General features: G+C 47.1%; 13 protein-coding genes. 7 read left to right on the forward strand and 6 right to left on the reverse strand.

The window, feature by feature from the left end:
- The first annotated feature begins 3 nt into the window (after positions 1-3).
- From FHW36_RS20145 to FHW36_RS20160, 4 genes are read left to right on the forward strand one after another with little or no spacing between them, the layout of a single operon-like run.
- Positions 4-1,140: an iron-containing alcohol dehydrogenase gene (locus FHW36_RS20145; protein ID WP_145671388.1), complete on the forward strand. Its 1,137-nt coding sequence runs from the start codon at positions 4-6 to the stop codon at positions 1,138-1,140.
- Positions 1,141-1,142: 2 nt separating this feature from the next.
- Positions 1,143-1,859, forward strand: coding sequence for a gamma-glutamyl-gamma-aminobutyrate hydrolase family protein (locus FHW36_RS20150; protein ID WP_145671389.1), 717 nt, complete (start codon positions 1,143-1,145; stop codon positions 1,857-1,859).
- Positions 1,856-3,223 carry an aldehyde dehydrogenase family protein gene (locus FHW36_RS20155; RefSeq protein ID WP_145671390.1) on the forward strand — a complete coding sequence of 456 codons (1,368 nt, stop codon included), beginning with the start codon at positions 1,856-1,858 and terminating at the stop codon, positions 3,221-3,223. The genes FHW36_RS20150 and FHW36_RS20155 overlap by 4 nt, the downstream gene beginning before the upstream one ends.
- Positions 3,224-3,272: 49 nt before the next feature.
- Positions 3,273-4,577, forward strand: a complete 1,305-nt coding sequence (locus FHW36_RS20160; protein WP_145671391.1) for a hypothetical protein — start codon at positions 3,273-3,275, stop codon at positions 4,575-4,577.
- Positions 4,578-4,579: 2 nt separating this feature from the next.
- Here FHW36_RS20160 and FHW36_RS20165 read toward each other — a convergent pair whose 3' ends face one another.
- Complete coding sequence (locus FHW36_RS20165; protein WP_145671392.1) at positions 4,580-5,020, reverse strand: DoxX family protein; 441 nt, start codon at positions 5,018-5,020, stop codon at positions 4,580-4,582.
- Between the two features lie 149 nt (positions 5,021-5,169).
- Positions 5,170-6,156, reverse strand: coding sequence for an aspartate--ammonia ligase (asnA, locus tag FHW36_RS20170; protein WP_246121199.1), 987 nt, complete (start codon positions 6,154-6,156; stop codon positions 5,170-5,172).
- Positions 6,157-6,572: 416 nt separating this feature from the next.
- Between asnA and FHW36_RS20175 the strand changes: the two genes are divergently transcribed.
- The 3 genes from FHW36_RS20175 to FHW36_RS20185 all read left to right on the forward strand — a co-directional run bounded on the left by FHW36_RS20175 (position 6,573) and on the right by FHW36_RS20185 (position 8,026).
- Positions 6,573-7,025: a DMP19 family protein gene (locus tag FHW36_RS20175; protein WP_186452539.1), complete on the forward strand. Its 453-nt coding sequence runs from the start codon at positions 6,573-6,575 to the stop codon at positions 7,023-7,025.
- Positions 7,018-7,608 carry a hypothetical protein gene (locus FHW36_RS20180; protein WP_145671394.1) on the forward strand — a complete coding sequence of 197 codons (591 nt, stop codon included), beginning with the start codon at positions 7,018-7,020 and terminating at the stop codon, positions 7,606-7,608. Before FHW36_RS20175 ends, FHW36_RS20180 begins: the two co-directional genes overlap by 8 nt.
- A 76-nt stretch (positions 7,609-7,684) precedes the next feature.
- A complete protein-coding gene (locus FHW36_RS20185) occupies positions 7,685-8,026 on the forward strand; it encodes a HopJ type III effector protein (protein ID WP_145671395.1) in 342 nt (113 codons plus the stop codon).
- 51 nt (positions 8,027-8,077) lie between these two features.
- Here FHW36_RS20185 and FHW36_RS20190 read toward each other — a convergent pair whose 3' ends face one another.
- The 4 genes from FHW36_RS20190 to FHW36_RS20205 form a co-directional block, all read right to left on the reverse strand.
- Positions 8,078-9,604 (reverse strand): TlpA disulfide reductase family protein, encoded by a 1,527-nt coding sequence (locus FHW36_RS20190; protein WP_145671396.1) that lies wholly within the window; start codon positions 9,602-9,604, stop codon positions 8,078-8,080.
- 11 nt (positions 9,605-9,615) lie between these two features.
- The gene (locus tag FHW36_RS20195; protein WP_145671397.1) at positions 9,616-11,145 is read right to left on the reverse strand and encodes a RagB/SusD family nutrient uptake outer membrane protein; all 1,530 of its coding nucleotides are present in this window, start codon (positions 11,143-11,145) and stop codon (positions 9,616-9,618) included.
- A gap of 10 nt (positions 11,146-11,155) precedes the next feature.
- Complete coding sequence (locus FHW36_RS20200) at positions 11,156-14,707, reverse strand: SusC/RagA family TonB-linked outer membrane protein (RefSeq protein WP_145671398.1); 3,552 nt, start codon at positions 14,705-14,707, stop codon at positions 11,156-11,158.
- Between the two features lie 181 nt (positions 14,708-14,888).
- Complete coding sequence (locus FHW36_RS20205) at positions 14,889-16,055, reverse strand: FecR family protein (RefSeq protein ID WP_145671399.1); 1,167 nt, start codon at positions 16,053-16,055, stop codon at positions 14,889-14,891.
- Positions 16,056-16,085: the final 30 nt, after the last annotated feature.

Genomic DNA, 16,085 nt, shown 5'->3' on the forward strand with positions numbered 1-16,085 from the left:
TATATGGCAGCTCAGTTTAATTTTCCAACCACCATCCGCTTCGGAGCAGGCGTTATCAGTGAACTTCCCGCCTATCTTCAGAAAAACGGATTATCAAAGCCCTTGATTGTAACAGACCCTACCGTGGCAGGACTATCATTTTTTAAAGCGATTGTCAACGATCTGCAGGCACATCACCTTTCTGTAGAAGTATTCAGCGATATCCATAAAAACCCGGTAAAAAGTGATGTGTATAAAGGCACAGCAGTATTTGATCATACACAGCGCGACAGCATCATTGGTATAGGCGGAGGCGCCGCCCTGGATGTAGCCCGCGCCATTGTACTGCGCGTGCATCACCGGGAGGACCTGTTTAAATACGATGATCTTATTGGCGGCGATATCTATGTCACCAATGATGTACCTCATTTCGTTACCGTTCCAACTACCGCCGGCACCGGCAGCGAAGTAGGCAGAAGTGCCATCATTGCCGATGATGAAACGCACCAGAAAAAAATACTTTTCTCGCCCAAACTAATGGCGAAAATTGTATTTGCTGATCCACTCCTCACTATGGAACTCCCGCCTTCCGTAACGGCTGCTACCGGCATGGATGCACTAACCCACAATATGGAAGCATTCCTGGCAAAAAATCCACATCCGCTTTGCGATGGCATTGCGCTGGAAGGAATATGGCTCATCAAAAATTCCCTGGTAAAAGCCACCAACAATCCCGATATCGAAAGCAGGAGCAATATGCTGATGGCCTCCATGATGGGCGCCATCGCTTTTCAGAAAGGACTGGGCGTGGTACACTCGCTGGCGCACCCGCTATCGTCCCTGCTGGATACCCACCATGGCCTCGCCAATGCCGTGAATATTCCTTACGGTATGCGGTTCAACATTGCCGGGTTTGAAGATAAATTCCGCCGCATTGCCAGAACACTGGAACTGAAAGAAGAAACCGGGGAAGCCGTGGTGAAGTATTTATTCGACCTCAATACCATGGTGAATATACCACACCATCTCAGCGATATCGGCGTGAAGGAAAGTCATATCGACACACTCGCCGACCTTGCCTTCGCCGACTTTGCACATCCTAACAATCCCAAGCCCGTAACCAGGGCCGATTTCAAACAGCTGTACCAAAATGCTTTATAATCATGAAGAAAAAAATTGGTATCAGTTATACAGAAGCCAACTTCGCCAATTACGAAAACTGGTTCCTGCCCGCAGAGCTGGGAGAGGATATAGAACTGGTCATCCTCTCGTTTATCAACAATAATGTGGACGATATCTACGCCTGCGATGGATTTGTTTTAACCGGTGGCGTAGATGTTTTACCCGCTTTATATGGCGGCGCCGAACACTATCCCCATCAACCTGACCACTTCTTACCGGAAAGAGATGCTTTTGAAAAAAAGATCTACGAATACGCCCAGCAGCAACGACTCCCGGTATTAGGCATCTGCCGGGGATTACAGTATATCAATATACTGGAAGGGGGAAAAGTATACGAAGACATTGGAGAACCGGCTAATAAAATTCATAAAAAAGAAACCGCCGATAAAATACATGGTGTCAATATCCGCGAAGACAGTCTCCTGTATGCCATTACGGGCGCTACTCACGGCCAGGTCAACAGCGCCCATCACCAGGGGATTCATCCCGCTCACCTGGGCAGCAACCTCATGGTGAGCGCCACCTCCGATACCAACGATGGCCTTATTGAAGGCATCGAGTTCAAGGATAAAACAGGTAAAGCCTTCATGCTTTGTGTACAGTGGCATCCGGAAAGAATGCAGGAGAAAGAGGTAAATCCGCTTTCTCAAAAAATTAAAACACAATTTATCCAGGAAGTAAGAAACCATACAAAATGAAAGTCATTAATCCCGCCACCGGCGCCACCCTGAGAATACTACGCGATGATACCCGCGATACCTTGCAGGACATGTATATGCGCCTGAAAGTAACGCAGCCCAAATGGGCCGCCACCAGCCTCGCAGAGCGTATGAAGATCATCGCCAGGTTCAGTCAGCTGCTGCAAACCCATATAGAAAGACTGGCTGGCATACTTACTTCAGAAACGGGTAAACCCCTGCAGCAATCCAGGAATGAAATCAATGGCGCCCGCACCCGCATACAATGGATGCTGGACAATGCCGAAAAATTCCTGGCAGATGAATGGGTCACCAACTCGGATGCTTTAAAAGAAAAAATTTCCTACGAGCCACTGGGAATCGTTTGTAATATCTCCGCCTGGAATTATCCTTACCTGGTGGGCGTGAATGTGTTTATACCGGCTCTGCTGGCAGGCAATGCCGTATTGTATAAGCCATCGGAATACGCCACCCTCACCGGCATGGAAATAGAAAGCCTGCTGGTGCAGGCCGGGCTCGATCCCAATCTTTTCGTGGTAGCTACTGGCGGAAAAGAAACCGGTGAAGCGCTGCTGACCATGAAATTGGATGGCTACTTCTTCACCGGTTCTTACAAAACCGGTAAATATATCTACGAAAAAGTGGCCGGAAAAATGGTGCCCTGCCAACTGGAACTGGGCGGTAAAGACCCGCTGTATGTGGCCGACGACATCAATGACATTGCCGCCGTAGCCGCTGCTACCGCCGACGGCGCTTTTTATAACAATGGCCAGAGCTGTTGCGCCGTAGAACGTATATACGTTCACGAAAAAATATACGACGAATACGTGAATGCATTTGTAACCTCCGTTCGCTCCTGGAAGTTAGGATTACCAACGGAAGAAGGGGTTTACTTCGGCGCCCTCACCCGCCCCGATCAGCTCAAAGTACTGGAAGACCAAATACTCGAAGCAAGGGCCAAAGGCGCTACCCTGCTGCTGGGCGGAAAACGTATTGAACACGAGGGCAACTTTTTCGAACCTACTATCCTGGCGGACGTAGATAATAAGATGAAAGTCATGCAGGAAGAAAGCTTTGGCCCTATTATCGGTATCATGAAAGTGAATAGCGATGCGGAAGCCGTGGAGCTTATGAACGATACTGACTATGGCCTCACCGCTGCGGTATACTCAGGCAGCCAGGAAAGGGCGGCACAAATCCTGTCGCAGGTCAACAGTGGTACCGGCTACTGGAACTGCTGCGACCGCGTAACAGCAGGCCTTCCCTGGGCTGGCAGAAAACATTCCGGTTTTGGCGCTACCCTCTCCCACCAGGGATTACGGGCATTTACCAAAACAAAATCATGGCAGATGAAAAGTGAATAAAGTAGTGTTGAAGAAAAAGATGTAAGTTGCCGTCCATTGTAGTTAACTGATGAAAAACCGTATCTTTTACATAGTACTATTGCTATTTCTGGGCCTGGCAGCCCATACCAACGCGCAAGCCGATAAATGGACCGGCACCTGGCGTATGGAATATAAGCCCTGGCCGGGCCGCCCTCCCCTGATAATAGAACTGCAGGTAGGACTGCCCGGCCAGCAAACGCTGTACCCCGCGTTACTAAAACTGGATTATGGCAACACCTTTCATGGCGTTTATGAATTGCTACTGGCCACCAAAAGCATTACCCAGCTGGGCATTGGCCGGTTTAAATATCCCGTCAGTGAAACGCCCTTCCGCCTCGGCCCCTGGATGCTTTACCTGAACGGCACCTTCAACTACGGCAAACCAGCTAACGGTGCCGCCTATATGCAACTCAGCAGGATGTGGATCAAGGATTTCGGCCTTTTCATGAAAGGACTGGATGAGGATGATGAAATATATACCAGCACCAAAGTAACGCTCAGAGGCTTGCTATACCAGGACAGTATACGGCTGAAAAAGATCAACGCCCAACCCTGGACCGGGCCGCATACCAACAGGATCATTCACCCCGAAGAAGATAGCGTTTACTTTGGCATTTATGATAAGGTGATTACTGCCGACAGCGTCGTTCAACTATCCATCAAAGATGATGACCAGCTCGACAAAGACACCGTTACCCTGGTACACAACGGCCGCGTATTGCTACATCGCATGGAGATGAATGATCAAACCCGTGAACAACGCATCCACCTGGATACCGGCATGAATATCCTCACCTTTTTTGCCGACAACTATGGAGGCCTTCCTCCCAATACCGGCAATATGCGGATCACCACCGAAGGGAAAACACATGTTTTTGATTTTGCGCACCGGGCCAATTGGTATGCCACCTACCTGGTAGCACAATTTTATAGAAAGCCTACTGCGCCTACAGCCGCTATCAAGGCGCTTCCTCCACCAACGACAACCCGGAAAAATGAATCACTCACCAGCTTTACCGTACGTCAGGCAGATATTATATTGGAATTATGGGACGCCCAACAGGAAGATGGAGACAGCATTTCCTTACGGTTGAATAATAACTGGATAGCCACCGGGCTGCCGGTAAAGAAAGCAGTGCAGCAAATCAAAATATCGCTGCAACCCGGTGAAAATACGCTGCTGTTTATGGCCGATAACCTCGGCAGCATTCCGCCTAATACGGCGGCACTCCGCATCCGGTTTGGCACACAGGCCAAAACGCTGGAACTGAAAACAGATTTCCAACGCAATAACCTCGTGAAGATCGTATATGAGCCTCCGGCCCAACCCTGAGTTTACTGCTTGCTCCTCAGCGCATCCACACTCCATTTATACCCGGAAAGTGTGGATAATAAAAAGCTGGCGGCACTGGCGGTAAATACGGAATAATTCAACGGAGACTGTATCCCAAAAGCTACGGCCATAGACAATCCAAATAATAATAACAGGATACCGCTACCCAGGGCGGCGAGGCGTGTCCATAATCCAATAACTAGTAGCAATCCAAAACCAATTTCTCCGGCGGTAGCTACTGCCGCAAAAAACTCGGCCATCTTATACGGTAAAAAGGACATTAATTGATAGGCATAGGTCATGAAATGCTGCCAGTCGCCCCAGCTGATGCGGGCGCCCCCGGGAGGTCCCCAAACACCCAGGCGATCCAGTCCGGCACAGAGATAGCTGGCGCCCAGCGCCCATCTTAAATATAATTGCAGCAATGGCTGTTGATGTTTCATCGATCATTCATTTACCCGGTAAAAGTACGTTACACAAACGAAGTGACAGTAGTCCAGTTATCCAATAACAGGTAGTCCAACCCGGCACTAAAAAAACCGTTGCCGGCCGCTAACAGCTACCAGCAACGGTTATAATAGGATGTTACTCCTTATGCGTCGGGCCAGATGCCAGACTGTACTTCTGAAATTTTCTTTTTCTGCAGCAGGAACATGCACAGCCTGGACTGCCCGATTCCTCCGCCAATGCTGAGTGGATACACGTTATTGAGCACATTGTTGTGGAACTGTAATCCACTTCTTTGTTCACAACCCAGCAATGTCAGCTGACTACCCAGTGATGCAGCATTTACACGTATTCCCATAGAAGATATTTCCAGTGCCCTCCCCAGTGCCGGACTCCACAAAATTAGATCACCGTTCAGGCCCTGATAGCCGTCTTCATTGTCAGATGACCAGTCGTCATAATCCGGGGCACGGTCGTCATGCACGGCATTGTTGGAAAGCTTTCCACCGATACCCATGATAAATACGGCGCCATGAAGTTTGGCAATCCGGTTTTCGCGCTCTTTGCAATCCAGGTCGGGATAAAGCTGTAGCAGCTCTTCGCTGTGTATAAAATAAACTGATTCCGGTAAGTCCAGCACACGCACATGTTTTTCTTCCAGCATTTTATTGGTGTCCAGGATGGCCTGGTAAATTTTCTTCACTGTTTCTTTCAGATAGGGGATGTTCCGGTGTTTATCCAGGATACATTTTTCCCAATCCCACTGGTCTACATAAAAACTATGTATATCAGATACCACTTCATCTGGCCGGATGGCTCTCATATCCGTAACAATACCGGTTTCCGGCTCCATGTCCAGTTCATACAGGCGCATTCTTTTCCACTTGGCGAGCGATTGTACAATTTCTACCTGGTAGGGAATATTCTTCAGGTTAAAGCGGATGGGTTGTTCCACTCCATTTAAGTCATCATTAAACCCGGTGCCGGATTTTACAAACAGCGGCGCGGATACTTTGGTTAGGGATAATTGTTTACATAACTGTGTGGAAAAATAATCCTTTATCAGGGAAACGCCCTTTTCCCCGTAAAGCAGTTCTTCTTTAGATACTTTAGCTGGCTTTGTCATCTGCATGATGAAATAACTTTTTAAATTTTGATAAAAATGAAGAATAATTGTTTTGGCGACCTATTATAATCACTAAAATAGTTCTTTCGATATATAAATTTCAACAAAAGAACGAAATTATTAAACATTTTCCATTCAAACCGAAAATTTTATAGAATAATGGGGCAAAAACCGAATTTTATTCGACATTTTAGCCAAAAACACTGAATATCATAAAAAACAGCGTCGTTTTCTGTCTTTTTGTTCATTGGCTATCATCAGTTAAGCTACCTGTTCCCGTTTGAAAAACGACGGCATTGACGCATACTTCCTCCAAAGCCATTATCTTTATTCCAGATAAACCATATTGCTAACCCCCATCTGGCATTAAATACCCCCCACTTACAAGCAGGTACTGGCCGGTGGAAAATATGCTGATTGCCATGGAACAAGAGGAACAAAGGAAAGCGTTTGAAGATTATTCCTTTGAGATAACAGACAAATTATTCAAAACATTTGGTGGGAAACTGGATCAGATGCCTGAAAAAGAACAGGAAGTGGTCCGGATCTGGCGGCTCGAAGCAGACATGTACAATGGCGGCTTTATCCAATATTTCTGTAACTGGGGATACGATAATTTTCTGTCCACCCGGGATATCCTGCAACGGCTGAATGCAAACAAAAGCCTGGATATCATTACCGAATGCGAAAACCTCCTCGCGCTGGTGATAGATGATAAAAGACTCACCACGCTCTGGGATATTCCCAGGTACCTGGGCGATTACCTGACACCGGAACAAGAAGCCAGGCTGGAGAAACTGGACCAGCTATACTGGGAAAACCCGGACGATATACAATTATTAGCGTACCATTATTATTTACAATCACATGTATAACAAAATAAAAATACTCGGCCTCACATTAGCCCTCTGGGCTACTACCGCAGCCGCACAATCCAAAGTAAACGACTACCTCCGCATCCCCGGCCCCATTCAGTTGAACAACACCAGCTACAACCTGGTATGGACCTCCCATCCCAACAACAACTACTACAAGCAAGAATACCTTACGGCAGGCGACAACCTGGAAAAATTTAAGTCGCTCGTTACAGTTGATTTCCTCCAGGGCAATTTCCAGCCCCGGGATCTGGCAAGCCAGAAAGTGGAAGAATTGAAGAAATTGAAGGCCACTAACCCGATGATTAACTACAACGTTTACGAAAAGAACCAGGAATATATCCTCGACTTCCTTATTAGTCAAGCCTCCGCAGATGGGAAAGGTATTGCCATTATAGAAAGAAATGTGTACCGCTACCATGCTGTTGGCAACAACGGCGTTAAAGGCCTGCTACTCTTCGCTGCCAGCCAGCGCGCATATGGGGCAGAAGTAACTGCCTTTCTGAAAAAATTATCGGCAGAAAAAAGTAAGTTGGTAGACGCCGTAGCAGCGTATAAATTACCGGAAGTGAGTATTAAATAAACCCTTTGAAGAAAATTTCTATTTTTGGCCTTGTTAAAAGGGGGCACTGCCTCTCCTGTTAAATATTATATACTACATGAAAGAAGCACTGACTACTTTACTTAAGCATTTAAAAGACAACAACACCACCTTTAAAGAGGTGATTGAATTTATAGAAACACATTACCAGCATCAACCCACTGCTTTTAAAAACGGCGATGCCTATAATGAAGCCACGCAAAACCAGGGCAGCGCCAAAGTTTTAGCTTTCGCCCGGTTACAGCAGTTAAGTAAAGAAGATACACTTTATTTATTTGCGGAGCACTATCAATCAGTGTTACAGCATCCGGAGGGAACAGATCACCAGAATATCCGGCAGTTTATGACACACGGTTGGGATGGGGTTGTGTTTGAAGGAACAGCGTTACTGGTAAAGTAAAATTTAAAAGGTAAAAGGGCCGGCAGATATAAATTTGCCGGCCCTTTTAAATTATTTTCGTTTCAATACCGAACCAATCATCAATTCCAGCGTCCGTTCATTACTTCCATCTATCCGGAAATCTGTAAACACGAGCTGTCCATTTTGATCAATGAGGAAGTTGGTAGGCTCTCCCCGTACTTTGTATACCTTGGCCGCCCAATCGCCGTCGGCGCGCAGCGGGGTAAAGGAATAGCCCGTTCCTTTCATAAATGGCACTACATATTCGTCTTGGTCGGGCGCTACATTAATGCCCACATAGGCTACATCCTGTCCTTTAAATTTGTCCATCACACTTTGAAAATGTGGAAACTCGCCGCGGCAGGGGCCACAACCCGGAAACCAAAAAGTCAGCAGCACCACTTTCCCCTTGTAATCTTCCAGGGAAGCTGTTCCGGAGGAAGTATACAAACCGAGGTTAAAAGGAGGCGCAGGTTTAATGGTCTGTTGCCTTATCTGCCATACATCATTTTCTATCTGCTGATGATCTTTTCCCTGGGCCTTTCCATACACTTCCAGCCATTTCCATAAATCGTCTGTTGGTTCCTTGGCGTAAATAGTGGCCAGTCCATTATATGCGTCGGCGGTATTGCCCATGCCATGGGCAGCCTGGGCTTTCAACTGGGCGATAAAGGTGGTCATACTGGAATAACGGGGCAGTTTTATGCCGGCCAGCATATCAGCGGCTGCTTTAAATTGCCGCTGTTGTATCAGGTTATTGATTGTCGCAATCTTTCCTGCCAGGGTATCTTTTGCCCCCCAGCCTTCCTGGCCCTTCAGGGCAGCAGCCAGCGCTACCGCCTTTGCAGGATTGGTTTTCAGGTAGATGTTAAACAAATCATCCATGCCTCCCAACGACCAGTTGAACTTTGCCGGCGGATAGGCAGCGCGCATCTGCTCAAACACCATAATTTTTTCCGCTGTATCCCGGCTCCGGGCGCCCAGCCAGTATAAGCCCTGCGCGCCACGCCCACTTTGCGGAAATTTTTTGGCCAGGTCATACAACATGGTCCGCCATTTCTTCCCATCAACATGCTCAAAATCCATGGCATAATAAAAAGCATAACCCGGATCTGAAGGATCAGCGGCAGATGCTTTGCCCATATATTCTCTTGCACCCTCCTGGTTTCCCCAGCGGTCAGCATCAATAGACAGATCCCTCCAGGCAGGCGCCAGCTGCGGATTCAATGCCACGGCTTTTAACAGGTACGGTCTGGCCTTCGGACTTTCTACATCCGCAAAGGCTTCACCCAGCGCAAAGGGTACAATCGCTGATGTAGGAAATTGTTTTGCCCATTGCTCATACTGCCCCTTCAGCAGCGACACCACAGAATCGCCATTGCGGAAAGACGCATTGGGAATGCTTTTACGGAATGCCGCTATAAACTCGTGATGTGCCCCCAGGCTATCGGGATACTTCCCGATCACCGCTTTTAACTCGCTGATGCTTGCTTTGCTTTCCTGCGCCAGTGCGGACATCACCGGGAGCCCTGCCAATAGCAGGGCAATACCGGTATGGATGATTTTTTTACAAGTCATATGGATGGTTTTTAATATTTATTTTGTTCAATTAAACCGTTACTGGAAATAATTTCTGTCCGGGGAAGCGGCGCCGCAAAGCGCCTTCCATTTTTAGGCAGCGAATAAGTCTGTGTAGGCTCTCCCACCGATACCTTGGCATTATTATATGGATAAAATGTTCTGTTGAGTACCACATCATCATTTGGATCCTCGTTGTTATTCAACCGCCGGATGTCAAACCAGCGTTGTGTAAAAGGCATTTCACGGCGGCGTTCTTCCAGGATCAACTTTATCGCGGCATCTTTACCGGCGGCGGTAAGATTTACCCAGGGACCAGGTTTCATACGTTTTGCCCGCAGCGTGTTTACCGCTGTCATCGCATCGCTGATATTGTTGGCACGCGCCTGGCACTCCGCCTTTATCAGCAGCATCTCAGCAACTGTAGGACCCGAAGGTATCCTATCTTTAAAAAAGAAAATGTAGCCCGGGTAACTATAGGCTGGTTTGATCAAACCACGGTCGTAAGAATAATTTTCTACGATATGATATTCATAGCGCAGGTCGTGGTCCTGGTCGTACAGATCCAGCAAAGCTTTGCTGGGTATGTACCACCACGATTCATGGTACAGCATCCGGAAGTACAGGAACTCTTTCCAGCCTATCATATCTGTCATGTCGGACTGGTTGTTATGGGTATACGGATATTTAATAGTCACTGTTTGTGCATTCGGTGTACCCGCATTAATGGTTACGTTCCCATCATTCCCGTATTTCATCTCCGTATTATAATCTACCAGCTGGCTGTATTCTGTTAATGCGGCATTGGCATACTTCAGCGCCTCGGTATAATTATTCCGGTTTAAATAATAACGTGCCGCAAAACCATTAACCCCTGCTTTGCTGGCCCGCCAATGACGGGGCGTTCCTCCTCCAGTCAGTGATACCGGTGTTTTCAGCGCTTCCGCCAGGTCTGATTCAATCAGGCTATACACCTTTTCCAGTGGTTGGCGCACTACCGGCTCTTCAAACCCGGTGCCCAGCTTCAGCGGTAAACCAGCTTCCTGTTTATTGGCATCTGTAAAAGGCAAACAGTAAGTGTTGGCCAATACCCAATAGCTGTAGGCCCTTATGAAATGCGCATCTGCCTTTATCACCGCTTTTTCGTCTTCTGTACCGGTTACCTTATCTGCATAAGACAGGGCCATATTGGCATTAAAGATCTTTTTATATTCTCCGCTCCAGAACGATTCACGGCCATCATCCGGGAGGTTGTTGATATCCCATAGCGTAAACTCCACCTGCGCCATGGAAAAGGTAGAAGGACGGGCATTGTACAGGTCTAGTGGAAGATCTGCATCATCGGTACTGTAAATGGCGGTCCTGTTACCTTCCTGGTAAAAGGTGCTATAATTATTCAACAACGCATTTAACTGTGCCGTAGTGGTGACTACCAGTGACGATGTTTTTGAAGGTGGTTCATTCAGGTATTTATCGCATGAAGAAAGTAAAGTCAGCAGCGCCATACCAGGCAACAAGCGGTATATTTTATTGATCAGCATGATGGCAGATTTAAAGCGTTAATTTAAGTCCGAATGTAAATTTGGGCTGAGGCTTCATACCTCCCAGCGGATATTCCGGATCTTCTCCGTAGCTGTTGGCCAGGATGGTAAAAAGATCATTTCCCTGGGCATACAACTGCAGCCCGCCAATGTGCATAGCAGAGGTCAGTCTCTTTTTCAGACGGTAGGTAATATTCAGTTCCTGCATCCGGATATGCGATGCGTTGGCGGCCAGGTAGCTCATGTAAGGATAAAACCGGTCCCAGAAATAAAACTTAGGTTCATCATCATTCTGTGGCAAGGGCACTATCTTCATGGGATCACCATTCATGACTTCACCCAGCTTCTTGTTGGGCAATACCCGGGATCCCCAGAGTACGGGATAATTAAACGACATGCGGTTAAACACATGGCCGAATTTCCCGGTAATGATAAATGATATATCAAAGTCATATAGCTTGAAAGCATTCACCAATCCCAGCGTGTAAGGCGCTACCTGTGTTCCCATATCCAGCATATAATCCCTGCCGTCGCCGGGTGTCCAGCCGGTAAAATTATACATGTCTTTTCCCGCGCCTTTTACATATGGCTGTTTGTCGTATACGCCTGCATATTGAAAGCTCCAGAGCGTATTCGCGTCCTTTCCTTCCACATAGGCCCCGCTGCCACCGGAATACAGCGTAGATGCGGCATAGTTGGCCACAAACAGTTTGGTGATTTTATTCTTATTGTAAGCAAAGTTTACATCTCCTCTCCATATGATATCATTTCCTTTGATGGGGATATGAGTGCCTATGGTAATCTCTATCCCGCGGTTGCTCATTTCTGCATTGTTCAATTTCTGCGACGTGGTACCATTTACCGCCGGAATAGATAATACCGCGATCAGGTCCCTTCCCTTTTTATTGTAAACATCTACCTTACCATGCAACCGGTCATTGAAAAGCGTATAGTCGACACCGAAATTCCAGGTACCTGTTTTCTCCCAACGCAACGTAGGATTTCCATAACTGGAAACGGAGGCCTTAAAGTCCTGCGTATAGAGATCCGGTGTAGCCGTGGTGGCTATCAGTGGACGAAAGGCGGTAGACTTATCCACGTTACCATTGAATCCGTAGGTAAGCCGTACATTCAGCCAATCGATCCAGGAAATACCAGACATAAAACGTTCTTTTTGCAGCTGCCAGGCCAGACCTGCCGACCAGAAAGGCGCATAGCGATATTGTGGATCATCGGTGATCAGGTTTGAGGCATCAGTACGATAACTGCCGGATACGGTGTATCTATTGTTGAAGGTATAGGCGCCGTTGGCATAAAAAGAAAAGTATCTTTCTGTGGCATAAGAGAAAGTATTGGTATAGGAGAAGGTCTGGTTATTACCCAACCAGTTTTTAATCGGTGAAAAAGTGCCTCCCGGTCCATTCGGAAAGGTGCCCAGGGTAAGGGTTTGATCATTATACCCATAAGCAGTAGGATTGCCGAAGGTTTGTATAACCTGGCTGTTGATTTCTGACCCTGCAATCACATTTACTTCATGTTGCCTTCCGAATCTGCGGTTGAAATTAACCTGGTTACGGAAATTATATGACTCAGCCTTGCTCCTGCTTTGTGTGAGCATGCCTCCCTTGGGCAGGTTCAGGGTAATGGCGCCGGTCGACTGGTTCCAGCTGGCAGCAGTATTCACCCTGCTTCTCACGTAAAAAGTCTGTTCGTTGTATAACCCACGGTTAAACGTGTTAAACAACTCGTACTGAATTTTGCTATCGAACGACAACCCTTTCATTAACCGGAACGTGAGTCCCGCCTGCATCCTGGCGTTTAACTGCTTGGCGGTGATATCCCGGTTATTCACTTCCTGGATGGGATTGTAGGTCCAATCGGGATAAGGAAATTTATTCATAGGTACAGACCGGGTTAGTATTGGCCAGTAGTACTGGCTGATATTGGTAAGAGAGCCGTCGGGGTTCTTCAACATATCATAGGGCGATAAACCCTTGATATCATCCAGCGTTACGCCGTTGTTATGTGCATCATTGTACTGCAGCATCGCATTGGCATTAAAATCGAGCCATTTAAATATATTGGCATTGGCGCGATAATTAAACATATAGTTGTTGGCATTCGTTCCTCTGAAGTTCGACTGTCTTTTTCCGAATAACAGGGACAGTACATTGCTCATTCGCTGGGAGCCACCATAAAGGGTAAGATTATACTGTTGATCCAACGGGTTAGCCAACAGGTTTTTCGATATCTGGGAACGGTTATCCTGTGTTTTCAGTTTCTCCAGCACCGCATCACGATCGGCGTTTGACAAGTAGCCGAGATAATTTTCACTCAGCGCTACTGTAGCCTGCGACCATTGCTTGCTATAGTTAGAAGTCAGGTCGCCGGAATTGACCTGTGCTCCCCACCTGTTAAAGGTCAATTTCTCATACTCCACTGTTTCGGCAGATGATGCCAATGGATTTACATAACCCAGGTCAAATTTACTACCCACGCGGGTAAACGCGGAAAACTCCACTCGTAGGGGCACACCGTGGGTGGATTTTTTTGTGGTAATAACAATAACGCCATTGGCAGATCTGGCGCCCCAGATAGATGCTGCTGCCGCATCTTTCAGGATGGTCACACTTTCTACGTCATTTGGGTTAACAGAATTGAAATCGCCCTGAATAGCAAAGCCGTCTACTACTACAAGCGGGGTAGCACTGGCATATAAGCTGGTTTTTCCCCTGATTTCAAATGTGGGGTTCCCATCTACGTCCAGCTTGGCCTGCATACCCGCTGTGGTGCCTATCAGGCGTTGGGCAATATTAACCGCTGGTTTGTCGAGCTGCGATTTGCTGATCACATCAAAGGAGCCGGTGGCGCGTTCTTTGGATATAGTTTGATAACCAGTGGATACCACGGCTACTGCATCCAGCACATTGGTTTTTGTTTTTAATACAATGGTGAGAAAATTTTTGCCATCCGCTTTCATCTTTTGGGTTTCATATCCCACACTACCTATAATTAAGGTGGCATTGTCTGCCACGCCGGTCAGCGTAAACTCGCCGTTTTCATTAGTAATGGCCCCCATGGCTCTTCCCTCTACACGTACGCTCACACCAGCCAACGCTTTGCCATTTTCATCTGTAATACGGCCACGAATAGTAGTGGCCACCAGCATCTGCAACGGAATCGATGGAAAAAGCCGGCCCGGTATGCGCCTCACAATAATAAGGTGGTCTTCTATACTATAAGCATAGGGTAACCCCTTTAAACAAGCATCCAGCGCTTCTGTCATCGTTACGTTCTTTAACTGGAGATCCAGCAATGCATTACTTTCCAGCAGCGTATTGTCGGCTATAAAGGAATAGCCGGACTGTTTTTTAATTTCGCTGAGCGCGTGTCTTATGGTCAGGCTTCCCCTTTTGATAGTGATATACTGAGAGTAGGTTTTAGCGCTCAGATGCAGTGCGATGATGAGTAATAATATAGTCAGCCGCATGATCTTCCAGATTAAAAGGGGCAATAGCTTTCCCCTGCCCGCAAGGGCATTCCCATTAACAATAAGTTTCATAAATTTGGTTTGTTCGGTGGTACTTTAAAACGAGGTCCTTAAGCAGATTTGGTTGACAAGGTATCCTGAATAACTGCCGGGGGTGAGTCCTAATCACTTCCGGCCTTTTTTTCAGGCATACCGGTGGCCTAACAACTATCCTGTTGTCATATCATTTTTTTTTGGTTGATGAATAAATTTTTTACTTAGCGGAAACGATCAGTGTCCGGTTTTCCAGGCGTGCGTTAACGCCATAAACAGTTAATGCTTTTATTACGTCAGATAAATATACGTTCCGGTCTATCATACCTATAAAGCCGGTTTCCGGTAATGTCCCCTCAATTTTTATATCTATATTATACCATCGTGCTATCTTTCTCAGGAGTGCCTGCAGGTTATTACTTTCCAGGGAAAGCTGACCATTTACCCAGGCCATCGCATCGGCCGGATTATCCACTTTACTGACGGTTACCTGCTCCTGCCCAACGGCCACCTGTGCCTGTTCCCCAGGCTTCATCAATGTTCCGTTTACCCGTATCAATCCCTCTACAAGGGTCGTTTTCATGACCGGCTCGTTGGCATAGGCATTGATGTTAAAGGCAGTACCAATATCCTCTATCACGTGTTTACCCACCCGCACTTTAAAAGGTTGCTTTTCGTTATGTACTACCTCAAAATAAACTTCGCCCGTAATATCCACGATCCGTTCTTTGCCGTTAAAACTCAACGGGTAACGGATAGAGCTGGCTGCATTCAGCCATACCCCGCTTCCATCCGGCAACACCATTCTCCACTGCCTGCCTTTATCGGTAGTCACTTCGTTATACACTTCTTCACTGGTTGTTCCCTGGTATTTTATCATCCCATTCTCTTTTACCACCTTCACTTTTCCCTGTACAGCTACTGTACCATTACCCGCGCTATCCAATACCAATGTACTGCCATCTGAGAGGTGCAATACGGCGCCATTGCCTCCCGGTGCAATATCCGCCCTGGCAGCAAGCGCCGGGGAACCTGCTCCCGCAGCATGTTGCAGCCACCAATACATGCCCGCACCTGCCAGCAGCAAAGCGATGGCCGCTGCAGCAGCCCACACCCGCATACGACGCCGGTAAGGTAATTGCCTTGTTTTTGTAAAAGGTATTTCCGTTCTTTTGCCGCCAGGCTGACGAATACTTTTCAGTAACTCCGCCTTTATATCTTTCTGCAGCCCGCTGCTGTCCTCCATATTGTCTGCCCCGTTGTCCAGGTTATCCAGGCTATCCATGTAACTTTCAATAAAACGCACTTCAGCCGGGCTCGCCTGCCCTGCCTCATATTTTTTGAGTATGGATAGCAAATACTTCTGGTGCCAGTCAGAAAGCTGCATAAAACGCCTTTTTAGTATAGTCACAAAAAA

The sequence above is a fragment of the Chitinophaga polysaccharea genome, assembly GCF_007829335.1.
GTDB classification, from domain to species: Bacteria; Bacteroidota; Bacteroidia; order Chitinophagales; family Chitinophagaceae; genus Chitinophaga; species Chitinophaga polysaccharea_B.

Coding starts and splice junctions, on each gene's coding strand:
- asnA (WP_246121199.1), bottom strand. CDS start 6,156: ATGCAGATGACAAAGCCAGCTAAAGTATCTAAAGAAGAACTGCTTTAC.
- FHW36_RS20165 (WP_145671392.1), bottom strand. CDS start 5,020: ATGAAACATCAACAGCCATTGCTGCAATTATATTTAAGATGGGCGCTG.
- FHW36_RS20175 (WP_186452539.1), top strand. CDS start 6,573: ATGGAACAAGAGGAACAAAGGAAAGCGTTTGAAGATTATTCCTTTGAG.
- FHW36_RS20150 (WP_145671389.1), top strand. CDS start 1,143: ATGAAGAAAAAAATTGGTATCAGTTATACAGAAGCCAACTTCGCCAAT.
- FHW36_RS20160 (WP_145671391.1), top strand. CDS start 3,273: ATGAAAAACCGTATCTTTTACATAGTACTATTGCTATTTCTGGGCCTG.
- FHW36_RS20155 (WP_145671390.1), top strand. CDS start 1,856: ATGAAAGTCATTAATCCCGCCACCGGCGCCACCCTGAGAATACTACGC.
- FHW36_RS20200 (WP_145671398.1), bottom strand. CDS start 14,707: ATGAAACTTATTGTTAATGGGAATGCCCTTGCGGGCAGGGGAAAGCTA.
- FHW36_RS20195 (WP_145671397.1), bottom strand. CDS start 11,145: ATGCTGATCAATAAAATATACCGCTTGTTGCCTGGTATGGCGCTGCTG.
- FHW36_RS20185 (WP_145671395.1), top strand. CDS start 7,685: ATGAAAGAAGCACTGACTACTTTACTTAAGCATTTAAAAGACAACAAC.
- FHW36_RS20145 (WP_145671388.1), top strand. CDS start 4: ATGGCAGCTCAGTTTAATTTTCCAACCACCATCCGCTTCGGAGCAGGC.
- FHW36_RS20180 (WP_145671394.1), top strand. CDS start 7,018: ATGTATAACAAAATAAAAATACTCGGCCTCACATTAGCCCTCTGGGCT.
- FHW36_RS20205 (WP_145671399.1), bottom strand. CDS start 16,055: ATGCAGCTTTCTGACTGGCACCAGAAGTATTTGCTATCCATACTCAAA.
- FHW36_RS20190 (WP_145671396.1), bottom strand. CDS start 9,604: ATGACTTGTAAAAAAATCATCCATACCGGTATTGCCCTGCTATTGGCA.